The organism is Limisphaera sp. 4302-co, from assembly GCF_049537155.1.
In the GTDB taxonomy this organism is placed as follows: domain Bacteria; phylum Verrucomicrobiota; class Verrucomicrobiia; order Limisphaerales; family Limisphaeraceae; genus Limisphaera.
Genome location: NZ_JBMVQZ010000014.1, coordinates 83,174 through 103,048, shown reverse-complemented (window position 1 = coordinate 103,048; position 19,875 = coordinate 83,174). Strand labels below are relative to the sequence as shown.

Sequence of the window (19,875 nt, the reverse complement as noted above, 5' to 3'; positions counted from 1 at the left end):
GACCGCCCGCGGGTGTGTCGTTTGACCCATCCGTCACCCGGGCCGGCCGCGCACGCGTCCTTCCCGTGCGGGTCAGTTTTGTGCCCGTCGGGTGGTAAGCGAGCGGATCCACAACTCCGCCTCCGGCAGTCCCTCCGCCCGGGCGGTCAATCGGATCCGGCCCGGCTCGCCGGCCCGCCCGCGGATCACCACCAGGCACAGCCCGTTGAACACACGCCGGCTGGGCGAGGGAAACGGCTCGAAATCGGTCGGGTCCCCGTTGTCGGTCGCGACAATCTCCGCCGGCCCCGCCATTTCGAAATGGACGCGCAGCGGCGTGCGCGGCACACAGGTCCCACGCGCATCGGTCAACCGTACCGTCACAAAGCACAGGTCCTGCCCGTCCGCATGAATCCTTGTGCGGTCGGGCCGCAGCTCCAGTCGCGCGGTGCACCCGCGGTGCGGACCTCGGCGGTGGCCCAAACCCGGCCGTCGCGGCAAGTCACCGACCGCAACGTGCCGGGCTCATACACCACATCGTCCCAGCGGAGTTGCACCTCGCCCGGTCCTTTGCGTAGGCAGCCCGGGGAACGCCCGTTCAGGAACAACTCCACCTCATCGCCGGTGGTGAACACGTGCACCGGGGTCACCTCGCCCACCCGCCCCGGCCAGGTCCAGTGCGGCAGCAGATGCACCATCGGCAAACCGGGCCGCCATGGCGATTGGTAGAGGTAATAGCGATCCTTCGGAAACCCCGCCAGATCCACGATCCCGAAGTAGGAACTGCGCGACGCATCGCAGGGCGTGGGTTCGTCAAGATAGTCGAACCCGCTCCAGACGAATTGTCCGGCCACAAACGGATGCCGCGCCAGCGTGGCAAACACCTTGTCCGACGAGGCGCCAAAATCGGCGGTGTACAGCTCATGGGCACTCACGTAACCGCGCGCACGGTCGCCCCCGCTCCCTCCCGCACCGGCGCACTGGCATGCGGCGTGACCGGCAAGAGATAGGTCCCACGGGTGCTTACCGTCGCCGCCGTTTCGGTGCTGAGAACAAGCCTGTCCGGGAACGTGCGATGGAACGCGCCATAGAGCGGTGGAGTGCGGATCCCTCTCGAGTCCGCGTACGGTTCGGTGTCCCGAATGCCCTCGCCCTGGTAATTGAGGCCGATGACGTTCAACACGGCAGGCAGGGGCATGTCGGGTTTGGCCCGGTTCATGGCGCAGGTCACCAGACGGGTCGGCTCCTCCTCCTTCACGATCCGGTACAGCCGCCGCGCCATCGCCGCGCCGGCTCGCCCGTGTATGGTTCCCCCACCTCGTTGCCGATGCTCCAGAGGATCACCGAGGGATGGTTCCGATCCCGCCGCACAAACGCGCGCAAGTCCGCCTCGTGCCACTCGGGGAAGATCCGGTAGAGATCGTTCGGAGTTTTGCGCCGCTCCCAGCAGTCGAAAATCTCGTCCAATACGAGAAACCCCATCCGGTCGGTCAGCTCCAGCAGACCCGGAGTGGGCGGTTCGTGGGCTGTGCGGATGGCGTTGCAACCCATCTGCCGCAGGATCTCCAGCTGGCGCCCGGCCGCGCGCGGGTAAAAGGCCGCCCCCAGCGGACCCCCGGGCGTGAGCTCCACACGCCAGGAGGCGTAGCCATACGGCCAGCCGCCCACCAGATGACCGTTCAACCAGACCGCTGCACAGGCCATGGCGCCTTCCACTTCCGGGGACACGCGGTGACCTGCCTCGGCCGCCGGAAGTTCGAACCGCCTCCGGTACCATCCCACGCCGGGACTCGGCAGGCGCCCCATCTCGCGGCCCACTCGCCGACCTGAAGCATCGAACGGACCTGCAACGGCCCAGTCGTGCGGGAGTCGCACCACCTGCCAGGTCGAGTCGTCGTAGCCCCGCAATGTGCAGGGGGATCTCGCAGTCGAGCCCGCGCTCCGGCGTCCGATGGGGAGGGGTACGATCTCCGAGAAACCGGCTGGCCGTGGGCAGGATCCCCGGTTTCAAACGCACCACGCGCCGGTCCGCCTTGCCTTCCCGGCCCGAGGCCGGTCCGAGCACCGGTTCATCATACGCCAGCACACAGGGCAGCTCGGGCGGGTCCCCGAGCCGGACGCGCCATTCGGTCTGGAGTGGGAGGGTGCACGACGGTCCCAGGGCCCACGCAGGATGGACGCCGGCCAGCCGGAGGCACGCGGCCAGCAGACTCGGGCACATGCACCCGGACAACCCGGACGGGAAAACTCACCTGCTTGTTCATGGCGGAACGGTGTGAACCTTCGCTCGCTGATACGCCCGAGCCGGATGGATCGCCAGCCAAAAAGGCCCCGGAAGCTGCCGGTCTCCGGCCCCCGAACGGCAGGGGCGGGCCCCGAAGCGCCAGCACAACCGGCCACCGGCTGGACGATCGGGTTTGGCGGGTCCGCCCTCTTGAACTACTCTGGGGCCGCGCATTTGCGACCTGATGAGTACGGCACAGTCAGAAACCCGAATGCATCCGGCGGTGGCGGTGGTCGGCGGTGGGATCACCGGTTTGACCGCTGCGTTTGCCCTGCACCGCTGCGGCGTGCCGGTCGTGGTCTATGAGGCCACCGACCGTGTCGGCGGGGCCATCCGCTCCGTGCGCGTCAATGGTTTTCTGGCCGAGTTCGGCCCCAACACGATCCTCGAGACCTCACCGCGCATCACCCAGCTGGTGCGCGATGCGGGCTTGAGTTCGCGCCGGTTGGATCCGGATCCCCGCGCGCAGGCCCGTTACCTGGTGCGGGACGGGCGGCCGGTGCCCATGCCCGCTTCGCCACTGGGGTTCTTCACCACGTCCTTGTTCAGCTGGCGGGCCAAGTGGGCCGTGTTGCGCGAGCCCTTCGTCCCCGCCAAACGGGATGATCAGGAGGAAAGCATCGCCGATTTCGTCCGGCGGCGGCTGAACCAGGAATTTTTGGAGCGCGCCATTGACGCGTTGGTGGCCGGCATCTACGCGGGTGATCCGGAACGACTGTCCGTGCAGCAGGCCTTTCCCAAACTGGCCGCCCTGGAGCGCGAATACGGCTCGCTCATCCGCGGCCAGATCTTCGGCGCCCGGGCCCGCAAACGGCGCGGTGAAGTGGCCAAGGATCGTGCGCCCAAGTTCTCCTTCGACGAGGGGCTCCAGGTCCTCCCGGACACGCTTCGAGACCGGCTGGGCACGGCCGTGCAATTGCGCGCCGCGGTCACCCGCATCCGCCGGTCCGGTTCCGGATGGCAGCTGACCGTGCGCACGCCCCACGGCGAACAGATTCGGGAACATTCGGCCGTCCTGCTGGCCGCCCCGGCGTTCAAACTGGCGGAGATCAGCCTGGAGACCGACGGAGGGCACTCCCTGCGGTTTCTGGGGGAGATCCGTTATCCGCCGGTGGCCAGCGTCGTGCTGGGTTTCCGCCGCCAGGACGTCGCCCATCCGTGCGAGGGGTTCGGCATGCTCATCCCGCGGATCGAGGGGTTCCGCATCCTGGGCACCATCTTCTCATCGTCGCTCTTTCCCAACCGGGCGCCGGCCGGGCACGTCACCCTGACCAGTTACATCGGCGGGGAGCGCCAGCCGGAGCTGGCCGGTCTGCCGGCCGACGAACTCTACCGCATCACATGCGAGGACCTCCGCGTGCTGCTGGGCGTGCGCGGCGAGCCGGTGTTCCGCCACCATTACCACTGGCCGCGCGCCATCCCGCAGTACAACCTCGGCTACGGCAATCATCGCCGGCGGATGGACGAACTGGAACAGGCCTGCCCGGGACTCTTCTTCGGCGGCCATTACCGCGACGGCATCTCCCTCGGCGACTCGATCCTCTCGGGACTCCGCGCAGCCGAACGCATCGCCAGTTTCCATCAGGCATCTTTGCGCGCATGAAACCGGCCGTTTTACTCGTCAACCTCGGCTCGCCCGACTCGCCCTCGGTGCGCGACGTGCGTCGTTACCTGGATGAATTCCTCATGGACCCGCGCGTCATGGACGTACCGTGGCTGTTGCGGCGCTGGATCGTGGGCATGATCCTGATCAACCGGCCCAAACAGTCCGCGCACGCCTACCGGTCCATCTGGACCCCGGAAGGGTCGCCGCTCATCGTCATCAGCCGGAACGTTCAACGGAAACTGCAGGAACGACTCGGCCTGCCGGTGGAACTGGCCATGCGGTATCAAAACCCGTCCATCCCGGACACTGTCCGGCGGCTGGCACGTGAGGGCGTGGACCGCCTTCACCTGATCCCGCTGTTCCCGCACTACGCCATGTCCAGCTACGAAACCGCGGTGGAGCGGGTGAAAGAGGTCGTTGCCCGGCAGGCGCCCCGGATCCGCCTGACCGTCGAACCGCCGTATTACCAGGACCCCGATTACATCCGCGCACTCGTCGAGAGCGCGCGGCCCTGGCTGGAAAAGGGTTACGACCACCTGCTGTTCAGTTTCCACGGTGTGCCCGAGCGCCAGATCCGCAAGAGCGATCCCACCGGCCGGCATTGCCTCTCCGTACCGGATTGTTGCCGGATCCCCAGCCCCGCCCACGCCACCTGTTACCGCCACCAGTGCTTCCGCACCGCCGAAGCCTTCGCCCGGGAGGCCGGCATCCCGCCTCAGCGTTGGTCGGTGGCCTTTCAATCCCGCCTGGGCCGTGACCCGTGGCTGCGGCCCTACACGGACGAGGAGATTGCCCGCCTGGCGCGGTCCGGAATCCAACGACTGCTGGTCATCTGTCCCGCGTTCGTCTCGGATTGCTTGGAGACACTCGAGGAGATCGGGATGCGCGGGCGCGAAACCTTTCTGGAGGCCGGCGGACGCGAATACGCGCAGATCCCCTGTCTCAACGAACACCCGCTCTGGATCGAGACCCTCGAACGGATGGCCCGCCGCGGGCTGGCCGACGTGCTGCCTGTGCCGGCGTCCGACCAGGCCGTCCCGCCCCGGAGCTGATCAACGCCGTTTGATGCCCCGGTGCAGGCTCATCGCCCCGCCCAGCAGGTTGATCACCTCGACCGGCTCGCACCCCAGCTCGTGCAACGCCCGAGCCACGCCAGGCTGGGCGGGATAAGCCTCCAACGACTCCAGAATGTAGGCATAGGCGGAGCGGTCGCCCGCCACCCAGCTCCCCCACAACGGGACGATCCATCGCAGGTAACCAAAGTACAGACGACGCCACCATCCGCACCCCGGTTTCCCGAAATCCAGGATCACGACCCGCCCGCCCGGACGCGTCACGCGGATCAACTCCCGCAGTCCGGCGCGCCAGTCGGCCAGGTTCCGCAGTCCGTAAGCAATGGTCACCGCGTCGAATGCATCGTCGGCAAACGGCAATCGCATCGCATCGGCCTGCAGGAACCGCACCCGACCGGCCACACCCCGCCAACGGCGCGCCCGTTGCCGGGCCACCGCCAGCATGGCCTCGCTGAAATCCACCGCCGTCACCTCCGCCCCGGCCCGTGCCAGTCGCATCGCCACGTCGCCGGTCCCGCAACAAACATCCAGCACACGGTCACCCGGACCCACCCCGGCCAACTTCACCACCCGCCGTTTCCACAACCGGTGCAGGCCCGCCGACTGCAGGTCGTTGATCCGGTCATAACGCCTCGCAATGGCGTCGAACAACCGACGCACACGGGTGGCCCGGTCCGGTTCCGGTCCCGCTTCTACCGCTGCCATGCGCTCCCCCTTCCCACAGGCCCCGCCGCACTGCACCCCGCCGGATCCCCCGGCCCGCCGGGAATTGCCCGTTGCAGACCCCTCCGGCTTGGTTTATAGGACGGGTGGGCGGACGGCGTACTGAGGTTCACAGCATGAACAGGAAAAAAATCCTCATCCTGGACGACGACCCGGTCGTGGTAAAGGCCCTGGGCATCAAACTCGAGGCGGGCGGATTCGAACCGCTCAGCGCCACCGATGCCGAAACCGCGCTGCGGCTCGTCCGCACGCAGAATCCCGACCTGCTCATCGTGGACATCCACCTCCCCAGCTCCCCGGTCGAGGGACCGGAATGGAGCGGGTTCACCCTGGTCCAGTGGTTGGAGCGGCTTTATCAGGACTGGCACAAGCCGGTGATCATCATTTCCGCCGACGATCCCGCCAAACATCAGGACAAGGCCAGGCAGATCGGTGCCGTGGCCTTCTTCCAAAAACCCATTGACCACGACAAGCTGCTCGGCACCATCGCATCGGCCTTGAACACCGGCGGCGCCCCGGCAGGCGCATCCGCCTGATCCGCTCTTACGCTTCACCCTTTCCATGGCCACTCGGTCGCGGGCGCGCTGACCTCGGGCAGGGACACCCGGCTCTTTTGCCGCCGGTCAAACCGCACCCACTCCCGGTAACCCGCCGCCCGCGCCCAGCGGATCGCCTCGTCCCAGCCCGCCCCCACTTCCTCGGGCGCATGGGCGTCCGATCCGAACGTCAGTTCCACGCCCGTTTCGCAAGCCAACCGGAGCAGGTTCGGCGCGGGGTAAATCTCAGCGCACGGTTTGCGCAGACCCGCCGTGTTGATTTCGATGGCGCAGCCCGCGCATCGCGCCGCCTCGAAGACCTCCCGCCACGCCGGCACCAGATCCGGCGGCGGACGGTGCCCGAATTTCTTCGGCAGATCCACGTGCCCGAGCACGTCGAACAGCCCGCTGGCCGCCGCGGCGCGCAACCGTTCCAAGTAGGCCCGCCAGACCGCGCCCGGCTCACTCCGATCCCAGCGCGAGACCTGCTGGGGATGATCAATCGCCCAATCCTCGCCCACATAATGCACCGAGCCGATGAGATAATCCCATGCATGCCGCGCCGCGAGGTCCCGGATCCAGGGCTCCAGGCCCGGCAGGTAATCCACCTCCAGTCCGAGCCGGATCTTCACCTCCGGCACGGCGCGCCGCGCCGTTTCCACCCGGGCAACGTACCCGTCCAACTCGGAGGCGTGCATCCGCCAGTCGTCGAAATCGTCGCGCGGCATCGGGGCATGGTCGGTGAATCCGATCTCGCGCAGGCCCAGCTCCCGGGCCCGCAGGGCATACTCCACCGGTTCCCCCCGAGCATGCCGGCACAACGGCGTGTGCATGTGGTAGTCCGCAGGCCACTCCATGGGCACGAAGTCTCCCCCGCCGTCTTCGCCGGTGCAAGCTCCAGGGGTCATCCCCGGGCCGGGCGCCCGCGCCCCCGGCAGGGGCGGGGATCGGGCCATCCCGTCCGGCGGGGCGGTTGCCGGTCAGCCGCCCGTGGCCGATCGAAACTTCAAAGCCGCCTCCATCCGCGAACGCACGTGCAGCTTGTGATACACGTGCCGCAGGTGCCACCGCACCGTCCCGTCGGTCAGCCCCAGGCGCGCCGCGATTTCCTTGTTCGGATGGCCGGCCGCAACCAGTTCGAGAATCTCCCGCTCCCGCGGCGACAATTCCGCCACCTGCGCCGCCGCCGTCACCGGCTCCTGAAAGGACGCGATCACCTTGCGCGCGATCTCGCGCGACATGGGGGCGCCGCCCTGGCAAACCTCCCGGATCGCCGCCCGCAGTTCCTCCGGCGTGCACCGTTTCAACAAATACCCGCACGCACCCGCCCGCAGCGCCTTGAAAATCCGGTCGGTGTCCTCGTACACGGTCACCATGATGATCTGCACCTCCGGCAGCAGTTGCTTGAGCCGGGCCGTGCACTCGATGCCCGACTGCTGGGGCAGTTGAATGTCCATCAGCACGATGTCCGGCCCGTGCCGCGGAAGCAACCGCAGGGCCTCCTCCGCGGTGGCGCAGGTACAGACCACCCGGAACTCGGGATCCGCTTCCACGAACTCCGCCAGGCTTTCCCGGATCACCCGGTTGTCCTCCACGATCGCTACCTTGGTCATGACCGCTGGCCCAGTGGCAGACAGAACCGCAAGGTGGTGCCTTCCCCGGCCGCACTTTCCACCTCCAACCGGCCGCCCAACTTTTCGCAACGCGCGCGCAGATTGACCAGCCCATCCCTTCCCGGTGCCGTCCGATCCGCCGGCAACCCGCGCCCGTTGTCGCGAACCGTCAGAATGAGCCGGTCCCCCTCCACGTCGAGCCGAAAGCGTACCTCGGTCGCCCCCGCATGTCGCACCACGTTGGTGAGCGCCTCCTTGAAAGCCAGAAAAAGATGATGCCGCCGCGGCGAGTCCACCGGCAGATCCGCCGGGGCCTGCCCCTCTTCCAACCGCCAGGCAATCCCCGCCAAGCCCAGGAACCGGTCCGCATGCACACACAGGTAACTGATCAGCGACCCCAGGGAGTCGTGTCGCGGGTTCATCGCCCAGACGATCTCGTCCAGCGCCGTGACCATCTGCCGCGCCTTCTGCGCCGCCTGGGTCAGATACTCCCTGGCACGCTCCGGTGTCGCCTGCGGCGACTGCGCCCGTGCCAGCAACATCGAGATCTCCGTCAGGTCCGAGCCCAACTCGTCGTGCAGATCACGCGCCACCCGGGCCCGCTCCTGTTCCAATGCCTGCTGCTGCTCCAGTCGTTGGCGCGCACGGATCTCGCGTTCCAGCGCCGCACCGCGGCGCTCCACCTGGCGATGCAGTTGCGTGATCCACAGCGTGGCCAGCAGCAACACTCCGGCGAGAACCCCCACCGCCACCAGCAACCGTTCCAGCGTCCAAAAAGGCGGGCGCGCCAGTAAGAGCCATCCGTCGGCCGCTCCCATCCGAAGTTCGAACCCTCCCGGCCGGCCCCAACCCGGAACCCCGGCCGGTGTCACCGCCAACACACCCGTCACCGCCACGCGACTCCCCGGTGCCACTTCCGGTGGTGCATCCTCCCGAACCCACCGCACCGGCAGTGTGCGCCATCCCCGCTGCAACACCAGCAGCCAGCCGCGTTCCAACCGGCGGCTCTCCACCCAGACACCCTCCAGTCGAACCCGCCGCGCATCCCAAACCGCCGGTTCCCACTCGCCTTCCGGCAGGCTCTCCGGTTCGGGCAACGTGCCCCGCCCCAACACACGCACCGATGCATGCCGCAACACCGGCGCTCCGGGACCTGCCACATCCGGGAAGCCCGACAACTCCACCTCCAGACCCGGGGCCAAAGGACCCGGGTCTTCCCTCAGCCACGCACGCACACCGGATCCCCCGTCGCTCAGGAACAGCTCGCGCCCGTCCTGCAGGCTCAGTCGCCCGCGCACCCGCACCCTCTGGAACAGGCCCGCACCCGGATCGAACAACCGCAGGGCCGCGACACCCTTCAGCGGCACATCGAACGGATCCCGCGGCGGCGGTTGTTCCACCCACACCTCCGCGGCGTACAACCGGACCGTGCCCGCCCGCACCTGGTGGGTCTGATAATCCCAGGAGGCAAACAAACATCCCCGCATCCGCACCAGCGCGTCTTCCCACGCCACCGGGGGCGGGACCACGCCGTTCCGCAGCCGCAACTCCACCTCCAGCAGCCCTTCCCGCATCAGCAGGGAGACACCATTGCTCCGCACCGCGGTCACCCATCCCCGCAACTCCACCCATTGCGCATCCAGGCTGCCGCTGGCCAACGGTTCCCAATCCGCCGCCACCGGCTCCGGCCACGGACCCGTCCCGCGCACTTCCACCCGATCCGCATACACCATCGGCGCAAACAAACCCGGATCGGTCCTGCCCTCCACCTCCACCCAGTCGCCCAGCCGCGGCAGCCCTTCCCCCCGCCCGGAGCGGTCCACCACGTACAACCCGCGCGTCGGATCCTGAATGACCACCGCCTGGTGCTCGGGCAACACACAGGTCACCGTGCCTCTCAACCGCACGCGATGTCCCCGGGCCGCCTCTTCCCGCCTCAGCCCGTGCACCTCGGCCGCAGTCTCCAACACCAACGGCTGCCCCGCTTCCGCTTGAACCCCGGCCTCTTCCCGCACCTCACACGACGCAGCGTCCCCGACCAGCAGCCGACCCGCCACCGGCGGTCCCTCCGCACCCCGGACCGGCAGACACACCCCGGTCACCTGCATCCATCGCCCCTTCCAAGCCTCCGGTTCCTCAGCACCCTCCGACGCCACCTCCACCCGGATCCGGCCCGAACCCGCCTCCAGCTCCATCACTTGGACACCATCGGACCGCGCCGCCCATCGCACCCGACCTTCCACCACCGCCCAAAACGGTTGCGCACCGGCCTCCAGTGGTTCGCCCGGCCAGACCCGCCGCGGCGTCGGCAACAAACCCTGCCCCACCACCTCCCACTCCAACGCCCGTTCGCCCACCCGCAGCCGGCTCCCGTCGTCGGAGAGCAGCCGAAACTCCCACACGCCCGCCGCCGGCACCTCCAGGAATCCCTCGAACACCACCGCCACCTGCTCCCGGTGGGGCAACATCTCGAGCGTAACCCCCGCGCAGACCCCGGTGGCCAACAGGGTCGCGTTGCCCGAAAACATCGGAAGGCGTTCCCCCGCCGCGGCAAACACCGCGTATCGCAGACCCGGACGCCACGAGCCCGAGACACCCGCAGCTCGATGCCAGAAGCGATCCGCAGGGATCGCCCCGGACCGGCCCCCGGGACCTTGCCATTCCAGCTCCAACTCCAGGGCATCCGCCGCGTTGAACCATTCCAATCGGAACGGATGCCGGCCCGCCGGCAGAAACACACGGCCGGATTTCACCGTCGCCGCATGTACACCGTCATTGTCCACCACCCAGTCCAAGGGCCCCACACGCGTCCAGTCGCCCCGCCCCTCCACCAGTGCCACCCCTCGACCTCGAACGCCTGTCCCCGGTTTCCATCTTGCTCCGCCCCAGTCGGTCTCCCAAAGCCGCACCCGCCCTCCGTCCCACACAATGAGCCGATGAGCCCCCGCATCCGCCCACAAGACCGTCCCGCCGATCTCCACAACTTCCACGCCCCCGGGAGGTCCGAACACAGAGGAGCCACTCGGCCCGGGATCATCCGCCGCCGGGGCTGGCGGAAAAGCCGCGGCCAGCGCCAACAACCTGAGCGTCGTGAACCCCACGCCCCTCGTTGCACCCGGAACGCGCCGACCCGGAAAGAGCACGCTGCCCAAGCTCGACTCCTGCCGCCGGGGCGGCTCGTGACGAAGTCGCCGCACCGCGCCGAATGTCCGGCCCGCGTGGTTCAACCCGAGCACACGCCAATCATGGAAAACCCCCCGGGGCGCCGCCAAGTGAAGTCCGCCAGAGCACCACCCCGCACACGTCCGGCACCGGCGAGGCCGACTGCCCGACACCCCTCAGAACGCCAGGGCCCGTGCCGCATGTTCCGCCCAGGTCAGCACCCGCCCGGGGAACAATCCCAGGTAAAGCATGCCCACCAGACACAGCGCCGCCGAGAACCGCAGCGGTTGGGGCAGGACCACCGGCTGGGCCGTCTCCGGCGCGGCCTCCCAATAGATCGTTCGCACCACGCGGAAATAGTAGTAAATCGAAATCACCACGCCCACCAGCGCCACCCCCGCCAGCACACCGTAACCAGGGTGCAACGCCGTCTGTTCGAGCACCGAGCGGATCAACAAAAACTTCCCGAAGAATCCGGCCAACGGCGGCACGCCCGCCAGGGAGATCATGGCCAGGGCCACCGTCGCGGCCAGAAACGGCGAACGCTGGTGCAGACCGGCCAGGCCCGAGACATCGTCGCCACCCGTATGCCGCAGCACCAGTGCCACCACGGTGAAAGCCCCCACCACTGTCAGGGCATACGCCACCAGATAATACAGCACGGCCGATTGCCCGGCCCCGCTCAACGCGCACACCCCCAGCAGCAAATACCCCGCATGCGCAATGCTCGAATAACCCAACAACCGTTTCACGTTCCGCTGGGCCAGCGCACAAAGGTTACCGTACAAAATCGTGGCGCCCGCCACAGCCATCAGAAGCGTCATCACCTCCGCCCGCTCCCAAAGACCCGGCAGCCCCGTGAAAAAAAGGCGCAACAGCAGGACCATCCCGGCGGCCTTCGACCCCGCTGCCAACAGGGCCGTCGTCGGCGTGGGCGATCCCTCATACACGTCGGGCGCCCATACCTGGAACGGCACCGCCGCCAGCTTGAAACCCAGACCCGAGAAGACCAGCGCCGCCCCCGCCAGAAACAGCGGATGCTCGCTGTACCGGGCCGACACCATCGCCAGCTCCGGGAACTGCAACCGGCCGGTGGTGCCCCACAACAAGGCAATCCCCAACACCAAAAAAGCCGACGACAGCGCCCCCAGAATCAGATACTTCACCCCCGCCTCCACCGATGCCCGCCGCGTCCGTTCGTACGCCGTCAACACATAGAACGTCACCGTCATCAGCTCCACGGACACAAACAACAACACCAGGTCCCGCGCCGAGGCCGCCAACATCATCCCCACAAGCGCGACCAGCACCAATACAAAGTACTCCGACACACCGCCCCGGAACCGGTCCGCATACTCCACCGCCATCAACAAGACCAACGCACCCGTCAGCAGAAACAACCGTTTGAAAAACAGGGCCAGCCCGTCCTGCACAAACATCCCGCCAAAAGCCGTCCCCGTGGCGTCCAGACCGAAAAACCCCGCACAGCTCAGCACCAGCAGGGCCCCCAACCCCGCCGCCGCTGCCCAACCCAACGCACGCCGGTGCCGCGCCGGCAACCAAAGATCCGCCAGCAGCAGCAACACGCCCAATCCCAATACCGCCATCTCGTGGGTCAACAACCCGATGTTCATCGGCACCCCCAAAACAGACCCACCCAGCCTCGCAAAACCACACACGCAGGTCAATGACGCGTCCCCAGCCCCGCCACCCGGCTACCGGACCTCCGCGGACCTCCGGCCCCTCGCACCTCACACCGCGCCGCGGCACTCTGCTCGTGGCGCGCCGCAATCGGCGGCCGAGCCGCTGGGTACACACGCCAAACATCCCGCCCGGAAACGGCGGCGCAGCCAAGGAACGCCGCCACACCCGCGCTCGGCCGCTCCCGCCGCAAAACAGAGGGCCGGTGCGTTCTTCCACCCGCACCGGCCCTCCCCGCCTCCTCCCGGACAAACCGCGGAAAAAGCCCGGACCGCCCGTTTGCCCACCCGTACTTGGGTCAGAAACCTGCCCGTGTCAAATAAAGTGGCCTCGTTTTCTCGCCGCGGAAATCCGTCCTGATCTGCGCCTCCCGGAGCTTGCCCGGCCCGGACAAGGTCGGAGCCTTGCCCGCTGCCGGGGCGGTCCGACCGCCCTTTGCCAAGCCGCAAGCCCGGGGCACGTTCGACCCCCGACCCGTCCCCGCCAGCTCGGAGGTTGTTTCCCGGAGCCAGACCCGGGACGAAATGGTCCCGGCGAATCCGTTTGCCGCAGCGCGCCGGGTCTCCTAAACTTTCAGCCGGGGCAGGGTTCGGACCGCCCGTGGCCGGATCGCGTTCCCGGTCCGATCGCCCGATGCCAACCGGTCCCCGGCTCGCCGGGATGCTTCCATGAAACGCCAGTTTGAACTCACCATCAACGGCCAACGCCACACGGTCCGCTCCGAACCAGACCGACCGCTCCTGGAGGTCCTCCGCGAAGACCTCGAACTCACCGGCACCAAGTACGGCTGCGGCGAAGGCCAGTGCGGCGCCTGCACCGTGCTCGTGGATGGCAACCGCGAACACGCATGCACCTTCCCGATCGAAAAGGCCGCCGGCCGTTCCATCCTCACCATCGAGGGGCTGGCCCGCAACGGGCAACTCCACCCCGTCCAACAAGCGTTCCTGGACGAACAGGCCTTCCAGTGCGGTTATTGCACCCCGGGCATGATCCTTTCCACGGTTGCCCTGCTGGAACGGCGACCCCGGCCCACCGACGCCGAAATTCGCCAATGGCTCAATGCCAACCTCTGTCGGTGCTGCGGCTATCCCCGCATCCTTCGTGCCGTCCATCGCGCAGCCCGGCTCTGGCAACGTTGACAACCATGGAACGTCCCTCTTCATTTCCGACCCCTGCGTCCGGTCCAACCGCTGCTCCTGCGGATGGCCTCCACTCTGCACCCACAGGATGCACCCGGCGGCAGTTCCTCCAATGGTTGGGTGCCGGAGTCCTCTGGGTGGTCACCGAATCCGGTGTGCACGCCCAGGCCCGAAGCCGCGGCTCCCGGGGTGATCAACTCCCGCTCGGTGCACGACTTCACCTTGGCGAAGACGGTTCCATCACGGTGTTTTGCGGCAAGGTGGAGTGCGGCCAGGGCGCACGGGCCGAGATCCTCCAGGCCGCAGCCGAGGAACTCCGCGTGCCGCCCCACACCGTGCGCGCCCTGCTGGCCGATACGCACGAGACTCCGGACGACGGCATCACCGCCGGAAGCCGGACCACACCTTCCACCCTGCCGCAGGTGCGCCGCGCCGCCGCCGCCGCACGCGAATGGCTTTGCCGTGTGGCGGCCCGGCAATGGGAGATCGAACCCTCCGTCCTGACCGTGGAAAACGGGCAGGTCCGTCATCCGCACCAAGACCTCCGCTTCACCTATGCCGACGCCGCCCGGCTGACAGCCCGGGACCCCGCATGGTCGAGCCCGGCCCCTGAGAACGTGACCCTGACCGAGCCCGCCCACTGGCAGATCATGGGACACAGCCTGGCACGGCCGAACGCATCCGACATCGTCACCGGCGCACATCGGTATCCCTCCGACCTGCGCCGGCCCGGCATGTTGTACGGCGCCGTCCTGCGCCCGCCCGCCTGGGGTGCCCAACTTGAATCCGTGGACCTGCAGGCCGCCGAACGCGCCGTCCCCGGTGTGATTGCCGTCCGGGAGGGCGAGTTCGTCGGAGTCGCCGCCCCCACCTCGGCCGAGGCCCGCCGTGCACTCGCCGCCCTGGCAGAAACCGCACGGTGGACCGAACCCGCCAACGCTCCCTCCAGCCGCACCTTGGACCGGCACCTTCGCGGGCAGCTGGAAGAATCCCCGCCGGGCAATCCGTTCCGGCAAATCTGGGAAACCGCAGCCCAACGCCTCCGTACCACCTATCACGTCGCCTACGTCCAGCACGTGCCCATGGAAACCCGGGCCGCACTCGCCGAATGGGAAGGTGACCGCGTGACCGTCGCATTGGGCACCCAGAATCCCTTCGGTTGTCGCCGTGAACTGGCCCGTGCACTCGACCTGCCGGAGTCCAACGTCCGCGTGGTGGTGCCCGATTTCGGCGGCGGCTTTGGCGGCAAACACACCGCCGAAGCCGGGATGGAAGCCGCGCGCCTGGCCCGCGCCGCCGGCCGTCCCGTGCTCGTCCACTGGACCCGCGAAGAAGAATTCACCTGGGCCTACTTCCGCCCGGCCGCCGTCATTGACGTGGAGGCGGCCCTGGACACCTCGGGCCGGATCGTTTGCTGGCACTTTCTCAATCTCAATTCCGGCCGCGCCGCCCTGGACACACCCTACGACATCCCGCACACCCACTGCCGCTACATCCCCGCGCGAAGCCCGTTGCGGCAGGGTTCCTACCGGGCCCTGGCTGCCACGGCCAATCACTTCGCACGCGAATCCGCCATGGACGAATTGGCAGCCCTCGCCGGGGCCGATCCCCTCGAGTTTCGGCTGCGCCACCTGCCACCGGGCCGGCTCCGCACCGTCCTCGAAGAAGCAGCCCGGCGCTTTGGCTGGAACGAACGCCGACCCTCCACCTCGCCCGGTGTGGGCCGGGGGCTGGCCTGCGGCACCGAGAAAGGTTCCTACGTCGCCGCCTGCGTGGAGGTCGCCGTGGACACCGCGGCCGGCCGCATCGAAGTGCGCCGCATCTGCCAGGTCTTCGAATGCGGTGCCGTCGTCAACCCCGACAACCTGCGCGCACAGGTGGAGGGTTGCATCCTCATGGGACTGGGCCCCGCCCTGTGGGAGGAGGTCCGTTTTGCCAACGGACGCCCCGCCAACGCCGCGCTCAGCCGTTACCGTGTGCCGCGTTTGTCGGACCTGCCCGAGATCGAGGTCCATCTCCTGAACCGGCCCGACCTGCCCCCGGCCGGCGCAGGAGAGACACCCATCGTCGCGGTGGCGCCCGCCATCGCCAACGCCGTCGCCCGCGCCACCGGCAGACGCATCCGCCAGATGCCCATTCGCTGGGACGCCACCGGCTGAGTCTTCATGAGATGCGCCATCCTCCTGGCTGCGGGGCGTTCCCGCCGGATGGGCATGCCCAAGCTGATGCTCCCCTGGGGCCGGACCACCGTCCTGCGCGCCGTGACGGAAGCCTTTCACCAGGCCGGTGTCGAAAGCCTCATCGTCGTGACCGGCGACCAGAGTCAACCGCTGCGCGCCACCCTGGACGGGTTGCCGGTCTGTTGGGCAGTCAACCCCGACCCGGAAAGCGAGATGCTCCAGTCGGTTCGATCCGGCCTGCGCGCCGCACCACCCGACGTGCGGACGTTCCTCGTCAGTCCGGCCGATCTGCCCGGGCTGCACGCCCCGCTGATCCGCGCCCTGCTCGAGGCGCATCAAAAGCGCCATGCCCGCATCACCGTGCCCGTCTGGGAGGGCCGGCGCGGACATCCGCTGGTCTTCGATGCCGCATTGAAATCAGAGGTCCTGAATTCTCACGACGGCGTGGGGCTGCGCGGACTGCTCCAAGCCCATGCGAACGAACTGTTAGAATGGCCCGCGCCCGACCCCTCTCCCTGCCTCGATCTCGACACTCCTGAGGATTATCAGCGTTTGTGTGCTCAAATGCTCCGATCCCGGAACCCCGCCGGGGCGGCGCCGAACGGTTCTTCCACCTGAATCACTTGCAAACGCACCGGGATCCTTCCCTGCAAACAGCCCACGCGAGGATGCAACCAGGGAGGATCTCTGCCCACGTTCATCCAGGGTGGAACCTCCACAACACGGTTGACGATCCTCCTGCTCAAGCATCAGGCTGGGCGCAGCGTGATGAACACGTTGAAATCCCTGGCACTGCATCACATCGGCCAGATTCGCACCGCCGAGGTTGAGTTCGGGGATCTCACCGTCCTGGTGGGCCCTCAAGCCAGCGGCAAAAGCATCTTTCTCCAGTTTCTCAAGCTGGCGCTCGACACCGGGCCGATCCACGACCAGCTTCGCAAACACGGCATGGATTGGGCGCGCCGGGTGCCCGCCTTCCTCGACGTCTACCTCGGACACGGCATGGGTGGCATCTGGCGCGACGGAAAAAGCCGCGTCGTCCTGAACGGCGAAGCAGTCAACCTGGAAGATTGGATCACGCCCCATTCCCGCCAAGCCAAGCAGCTGGCTGCCGAGGGCCTGCGCGGGCCGGTGCGTGTCCTGAGGCTTTGATGCCTCTCCGACCTTGCCCCACCTGACACCTTCCGCCCTGTGAGCATCAACCCGCTCGGTTGCGACTGAGCCCCAGTCCTCCTAACCCTCTGACAGCGTCAGGCGCGGTCTTCCACCGGGCAGCTCGTCGCGGCGGGCATTTTCCCGCATCCGGCCACGGTGAAGCTGCGGCAGGGCTTTCCGGCAAACTCTGCACCGCCACCTGGCAGCTTTTTCCGTCACAACCCCCTGTCACCCTTCAGAAACCGAGGGAAACCACGCCTGGCACATGCGTTGCTCCGCACGTGGGGTGCAATGAATGTGAGCCTTTACCAGGCCGCAGCCGCCATGAATGCCCAGGCGCGGGCCCAGGAGGTCATCTCACAAAACCTGGCCCTCAGCGCGGTCCCGGCCGCGCGGCGCCTGGAGACCTCCCTGTCCTCCGTGCCGGCAGGGTTCGCCTCCGGCGCACCGCAGGCCCCCGGCAACCTTTTCCACATCCCGCGCCTTTCCGTCGCCACCAACTTTACCCAGGGCGAGATCACCCCTTCACAGTCACCGACCGACCTGGCCATCGAAGGACCCGGTTTTTTTGAGCTGCAACTGCCCGACGGCACCCTCGCCTACACACGTCGCGGTCAGTTCCGCCTCGACGCCCAAGGGTACCTGGTCAATTACCAGGGACTCCGCGTCATGGGCGAAAACGGCCCGGTCCAACTGGACCCGCGTCGGGCCGATGCCATCACCATCACCCCGGACGGCCAGGTCCTTCAGGGCGCCGAGGTGCGCGCTCGACTGCGCCTGGTCGAGTTCACCAACCCACAGGGGTTGCGTGCCCTGCCGGGCGGATGGTTCGTACCGGAAGATCCGGCGCTGCTTCCGCAGCCGGCCACACGATCCCGGATCATCCAGGGAGCGCGGGAATCCTCCAACATCTCGCCCCTGACCGAGATGGCCAGCCTGCTCACCAGCCTGCGCCTCTTCGAAGCCAATCAACGCGTCCTTCAGACGCAGGACGAACGCATGGGCCGAATCATCGCCGAACTGGGTAACCCGGGTTGAACCTGAACCTGAACCGCCGATCCTCGTGAGGTCGCCATGTTGCGTGCCCTGTACTCAGCCGCCGCCGGGATGGAAGCCCAGCAGTTGAACCTCGACGTCATCGCCAACAACCTCGCCAACGTCAACACCACGGGGTTCAAGAAGAGCAAGGTCGAGTTCCAGGAACTCCTCTATCAAACCCTGCGCGCCCCGGGCTCCGAAAGCGGCCAGGGCAACCTTTTGCCCACCGGACTGCAGGTGGGCCAGGGCGCACGGCCCGTGGCCACCGCCCGTATCTTCACCACGGGTGAACTCACCCAGACCGGCGAACGACTCGACGTCGCCATCCAGGGGGATGGCTTCTTCGAGGTCCAGTTGCCGGACGGCACCCGGGCCTACACCCGCGCCGGTGCCTTCAAGGTGGCCTCGGACGGCCGCATTGTCACCAGCGAGGGTTTCACCCTCCTCGGAGGCTTCCAAGCGGTCCCACCGGGCACCACCAACATCACCATCTCCCCCAACGGGGAGGTCACCTACAGCGGGCCCAACGGCAACACCACCTTCCGCGTGCAGTTGGTTCGCTTCAACAACCCGGCCGGACTCGAGAGCCTCGGGCGCAATCTCTTCCGTGAAACCCTCGCCTCCGGCCCGCCCGAGCTGGGAAACCCGGGCGAAAACGGCTTCGGCGAACTCGAGCAGGGATACCTCGAGCTCTCCAACGTCAAGGTGGTCGAGGAAATGGTCAACCTCATCCTGGCCCAGCGCGCCTACGAGGTGAATTCGCGCGCGGTCCAGGCCGCCGACGAAATGATGCAACAGGCCAACAACATCCGCCGTTGACCATGTCCCTTGCTCCGATGCGCCCGACTCTCATCCGCCAGACCCGGTCCCTCGCCGGTTGGACCGTTACGCTCATTTGCTGTGCCTGCCTGGATGTCGGGTTCGCCGGCTCCCTCCGAGCCGGCGAGCCCGATCCCCGGCCGATCGCCGCCGCGCAGATCCCCCCGTCGGAGAAGGCCCAGGCTTCCGCGCCCGCTTCCCCGTCCCCTGCCACACCGGAATGGCGCACGATCGGCAGCGAAGAACTCACCGAGTTGCTCACTCAAGCCCTCCAGGAGCGGGTCGGTCCGGAAGCCGGAGAACTGGAGGTGCAACTGCTGCGGCCCTGGACCGCGGTCAAGGCCCCCAATCAACCGCTTTCGCTCGTTCTGTTGAACTTTCCGGCCACCGGCCTGGCGCCCCAGTCTATCCTCCGTTTCGAACTTCGGGCCGGCGACAAGCCCATCGGCGCCTGGCAGACAGCCGTTCAAATGCATCTCTGGAAAGAAGTCTGGGTGGCACGTTCCACCATCCGACGCGGCACGCCGCTGGGCGAGGCGGAACTGGCCCGCGAACGCCGCGACGTCATCACCCTGCGCGAAAAACCAGCCAACCTCGACAATCCCGGCCCGGTGGAACTGGAATTCTGCGACGTCGTCCCTGCGGGCGCACCCGTTCTGGCACGCGCACTCCGGCCCCGCCCCGTCGTCCGCCGCGGTCAAACCGCCGAAGCCGTTCTGGAAGACGGCGCCCTCCGCATCACCCTCAGGGTCGAGGTCCTCGAAGAAGGTGCGCCCGGCCAGATCATCCGCGTCCGCAACCCCCTCAGCCGACGCGACCTCCACGCCCGCGTCGTGGACGCCCAAACCGTTCAAGTGTCGCTCTGAC

The 19,875-nt window shown here is 67.7% G+C and carries 15 protein-coding genes and 1 pseudogene; 10 read left to right on the top strand and 6 right to left on the bottom strand.

From position 1 onward, the window contains the following. Window positions 1-72: 72 nt before the first annotated feature. Window positions 73-1,836 (bottom strand): annotated as a pseudogene (locus ACPDIX_RS13360) (glycoside hydrolase family 2 TIM barrel-domain containing protein); the annotation flags it as partial. 638 nt (window positions 1,837-2,474) lie between these two features. Between ACPDIX_RS13360 and hemG the strand changes: the two are divergent. Continuing rightward, the gene (hemG, locus tag ACPDIX_RS13355) at window positions 2,475-3,866 is read left to right on the top strand and encodes a protoporphyrinogen oxidase (protein WP_423432303.1); all 1,392 of its coding nucleotides are present in this window, start codon (window positions 2,475-2,477) and stop codon (window positions 3,864-3,866) included. Beyond that, window positions 3,863-4,921, top strand: coding sequence for a ferrochelatase (gene hemH, locus ACPDIX_RS13350; RefSeq protein ID WP_423432302.1), 1,059 nt, complete (start codon window positions 3,863-3,865; stop codon window positions 4,919-4,921). The genes hemG and hemH overlap by 4 nt, the downstream gene beginning before the upstream one ends. Here the strand turns inward: hemH and ubiE are convergent, their stop codons facing one another. Beyond that, a complete protein-coding gene (gene ubiE / locus ACPDIX_RS13345) occupies window positions 4,922-5,647 on the bottom strand; it encodes a bifunctional demethylmenaquinone methyltransferase/2-methoxy-6-polyprenyl-1,4-benzoquinol methylase UbiE (protein WP_423432301.1) in 726 nt (241 codons plus the stop codon). A 134-nt stretch (window positions 5,648-5,781) separates the two neighbouring features. Between ubiE and ACPDIX_RS13340 the strand changes: the two genes are divergently transcribed. Beyond that, a complete protein-coding gene (locus ACPDIX_RS13340; RefSeq protein WP_423432300.1) occupies window positions 5,782-6,201 on the top strand; it encodes a response regulator in 420 nt (139 codons plus the stop codon). Between the two features lie 14 nt (window positions 6,202-6,215). Here ACPDIX_RS13340 and ACPDIX_RS13335 read toward each other — a convergent pair whose 3' ends face one another. The 4 genes from ACPDIX_RS13335 to ACPDIX_RS13320 all read right to left on the bottom strand — a co-directional run bounded on the left by ACPDIX_RS13335 (window position 6,216) and on the right by ACPDIX_RS13320 (window position 12,610). After that, complete coding sequence (locus tag ACPDIX_RS13335) at window positions 6,216-7,058, bottom strand: histidinol-phosphatase HisJ family protein (RefSeq protein ID WP_423432299.1); 843 nt, start codon at window positions 7,056-7,058, stop codon at window positions 6,216-6,218. Window positions 7,059-7,181: 123 nt separating this feature from the next. Further along, complete coding sequence (locus ACPDIX_RS13330; RefSeq protein ID WP_423432298.1) at window positions 7,182-7,814, bottom strand: response regulator; 633 nt, start codon at window positions 7,812-7,814, stop codon at window positions 7,182-7,184. Continuing rightward, window positions 7,811-10,804 (bottom strand): ATP-binding protein, encoded by a 2,994-nt coding sequence (locus tag ACPDIX_RS13325; RefSeq protein WP_423432297.1) that lies wholly within the window; start codon window positions 10,802-10,804, stop codon window positions 7,811-7,813. The genes ACPDIX_RS13330 and ACPDIX_RS13325 overlap by 4 nt, the downstream gene beginning before the upstream one ends. Window positions 10,805-11,152: 348 nt before the next feature. Next, window positions 11,153-12,610 carry an NADH-quinone oxidoreductase subunit N gene (locus ACPDIX_RS13320; RefSeq protein WP_423432296.1) on the bottom strand — a complete coding sequence of 486 codons (1,458 nt, stop codon included), beginning with the start codon at window positions 12,608-12,610 and terminating at the stop codon, window positions 11,153-11,155. Window positions 12,611-13,345: 735 nt separating this feature from the next. Between ACPDIX_RS13320 and ACPDIX_RS13315 the strand changes: the two genes are divergently transcribed. The 7 genes from ACPDIX_RS13315 (at window position 13,346) to flgA (ending at window position 19,874) form a co-directional block, all read left to right on the top strand. Next, window positions 13,346-13,816: a (2Fe-2S)-binding protein gene (locus ACPDIX_RS13315; RefSeq protein ID WP_423432295.1), complete on the top strand. Its 471-nt coding sequence runs from the start codon at window positions 13,346-13,348 to the stop codon at window positions 13,814-13,816. Beyond that, window positions 13,729-15,975, top strand: coding sequence for a molybdopterin cofactor-binding domain-containing protein (locus tag ACPDIX_RS13310; RefSeq protein WP_423432294.1), 2,247 nt, complete (start codon window positions 13,729-13,731; stop codon window positions 15,973-15,975). The genes ACPDIX_RS13315 and ACPDIX_RS13310 overlap by 88 nt, the downstream gene beginning before the upstream one ends. A gap of 6 nt (window positions 15,976-15,981) precedes the next feature. Further along, entirely contained in the window at window positions 15,982-16,614 is a 633-nt protein-coding gene (locus ACPDIX_RS13305; RefSeq protein ID WP_423432293.1) for a nucleotidyltransferase family protein, read from the top strand. Between the two features lie 150 nt (window positions 16,615-16,764). Further along, entirely contained in the window at window positions 16,765-17,148 is a 384-nt protein-coding gene (locus ACPDIX_RS13300) for an AAA family ATPase (protein ID WP_423432292.1), read from the top strand. Window positions 17,149-17,442: 294 nt separating this feature from the next. Next, window positions 17,443-18,189: a flagellar hook-basal body protein gene (locus tag ACPDIX_RS13295; RefSeq protein WP_423432291.1), complete on the top strand. Its 747-nt coding sequence runs from the start codon at window positions 17,443-17,445 to the stop codon at window positions 18,187-18,189. Window positions 18,190-18,225: 36 nt separating this feature from the next. Continuing rightward, window positions 18,226-19,008, top strand: a complete 783-nt coding sequence (flgG, locus tag ACPDIX_RS13290) for a flagellar basal-body rod protein FlgG (protein ID WP_423432290.1) — start codon at window positions 18,226-18,228, stop codon at window positions 19,006-19,008. Between the two features lie 2 nt (window positions 19,009-19,010). After that, window positions 19,011-19,874, top strand: coding sequence for a flagellar basal body P-ring formation chaperone FlgA (flgA, locus tag ACPDIX_RS13285; protein ID WP_423432289.1), 864 nt, complete (start codon window positions 19,011-19,013; stop codon window positions 19,872-19,874). Window position 19,875: the final 1 nt, after the last annotated feature.

Coding starts and splice junctions, on each gene's coding strand:
- ACPDIX_RS13340 (WP_423432300.1), top strand. CDS start 5,782: ATGAACAGGAAAAAAATCCTCATCCTGGACGACGACCCGGTCGTGGTA.
- flgG (WP_423432290.1), top strand. CDS start 18,226: ATGTTGCGTGCCCTGTACTCAGCCGCCGCCGGGATGGAAGCCCAGCAG.
- hemG (WP_423432303.1), top strand. CDS start 2,475: ATGCATCCGGCGGTGGCGGTGGTCGGCGGTGGGATCACCGGTTTGACC.
- ACPDIX_RS13300 (WP_423432292.1), top strand. CDS start 16,765: ATGAACACGTTGAAATCCCTGGCACTGCATCACATCGGCCAGATTCGC.
- flgA (WP_423432289.1), top strand. CDS start 19,011: ATGTCCCTTGCTCCGATGCGCCCGACTCTCATCCGCCAGACCCGGTCC.
- hemH (WP_423432302.1), top strand. CDS start 3,863: ATGAAACCGGCCGTTTTACTCGTCAACCTCGGCTCGCCCGACTCGCCC.
- ACPDIX_RS13295 (WP_423432291.1), top strand. CDS start 17,443: ATGAATGTGAGCCTTTACCAGGCCGCAGCCGCCATGAATGCCCAGGCG.
- ACPDIX_RS13330 (WP_423432298.1), bottom strand. CDS start 7,814: ATGACCAAGGTAGCGATCGTGGAGGACAACCGGGTGATCCGGGAAAGC.
- ACPDIX_RS13310 (WP_423432294.1), top strand. CDS start 13,729: ATGGCTCAATGCCAACCTCTGTCGGTGCTGCGGCTATCCCCGCATCCT.
- ACPDIX_RS13335 (WP_423432299.1), bottom strand. CDS start 7,058: ATGGAGTGGCCTGCGGACTACCACATGCACACGCCGTTGTGCCGGCAT.
- ACPDIX_RS13315 (WP_423432295.1), top strand. CDS start 13,346: ATGAAACGCCAGTTTGAACTCACCATCAACGGCCAACGCCACACGGTC.
- ACPDIX_RS13305 (WP_423432293.1), top strand. CDS start 15,982: ATGAGATGCGCCATCCTCCTGGCTGCGGGGCGTTCCCGCCGGATGGGC.
- ubiE (WP_423432301.1), bottom strand. CDS start 5,647: ATGGCAGCGGTAGAAGCGGGACCGGAACCGGACCGGGCCACCCGTGTG.
- ACPDIX_RS13320 (WP_423432296.1), bottom strand. CDS start 12,610: ATGAACATCGGGTTGTTGACCCACGAGATGGCGGTATTGGGATTGGGC.